The organism is Rhizobacter sp. P3_B12 (genome assembly GCF_056402895.1).
The window spans coordinates 1-1,377 of record NZ_JBFUGN010001305.1 but is presented as its reverse complement, the minus strand read 5'-3'; the positions used below and the strand labels follow the sequence as shown (position 1 = coordinate 1,377).

Below are 1,377 nucleotides of genomic sequence, written 5' to 3'. Positions count from 1 at the left end.
GGCGCGGCGCGAGGCCTACGTGGCSGGCAGCAAGCTCTTGAACGTGCAGCGSCTSRCSCAGGTGCAGACCTTCGTGAACGCGGAYGGCAMSCCGCTCAAGGTGAACACGSTGCGACTCGGCTACGACAGTGGCGCGGTGACCAACCGCAGTCGGCTGCGCACGATCACCGAATGCGTCGGCGCGGCCGAGTCGCCGTGCCTGCCGCCTTCAAGATTCGACTACGCGCCCGACGCCAGCGACGCCTACCAGCGCAACACCACGTTCTCGGCCGGCGAACTCGCCACGCTGACGATGCAAAGCACGGTGGCCGGCATCAACCTGGCCCGCTTCTCGAACTACGGCGTGATCACCGCCGACTTCGACGGCGACGGCAAGACCGACCTCATCCGCTGGTCGGACAACCCGGCYGAGAACCGGCTGTACCTGAGCAACGGCGACGGCGGCTTCCGGCGCGTGACGGGCTTCAACCTGACCGGCGCGGACAACACGCTGTTCCACAGCAACGGCTGCTTCAACACCCGCGTGGTCGACTTCAACGGCGACGGGCTGCCCGACCTGCTGCGCTACCGCGACTCTCATGAGACCAACACGRTCAACATCACCACSGCCTGCCCGGCSTAYGCCACCGAGCTGTACCTGAACAAGGGCGACGGCACGTTCGAGCGCWGGTCGATCACCGGCGTGACGCTGCTGGAGCATGCCAGCCAGGACCGCTACCTCACCAGCCATGGCGAGATCCAGGACGGTTTCGGCTGGACACCAGGCAACACCTTCTACCTGCTGGACATCGACGGCGACGGGTTCATCGACCTCGTCACCGCGTCCGTGCCGAGCCAGGGGGTCAAGCTCGATCCGCCCCCCGAGCCCTGCGCGACGGTGGTCTGCACCCATGTCTACAAGGGCGACGGCCAGGGCGGCTTCGTCGAGCAGCCGACCAACGCGACCTACAAGAACCTGTACTCGAGACCGGAGGGCCCGTATGCGCTGGGCCAGCCGTCGCACCTGTTCGACATCGACAACGACGGCAACCTGGATCTCGCCGCGGCTGGCATGCTGGGCACCGGTGCGAACATGTACCCGCCCATTCGGGCGTGGCGYTCGCTGGGGGATTTCAACTTCGAGCCGATCTCCGGGGCCGGCCAGGACTGCGACCGACCCCTCGACTTCAACGGCGACGGACGTGCCGACTGCGTGATGTGGGGCCTGTCGGTGTCCACCGGCGCCGCYGGCCTGCTCAAGGTGGCCAACTACAACCTCGGCAACATCTCGGTGGGATCGCCGCCGCTCGGCCTGCACGGCGAGAAGAGCGCCGACATGCTGGTCGCCGACGTGAACCGCGATGGCCGCGACGACATCCTGTGGTGGAGCAGCGACCC

1 protein-coding gene is annotated in these 1,377 nt (G+C 67.3%); it reads left to right on the top strand.

Annotation, left to right across the window (positions count from 1 at the left end):
* Positions 1-136 precede the first annotated feature (136 nt).
* Positions 137-1,377, top strand: a 1,241-nt coding sequence (locus AC1D01_RS34755) for an FG-GAP repeat domain-containing protein (RefSeq protein ID WP_477874076.1), incomplete at its 3' end; no start/stop codon positions are given.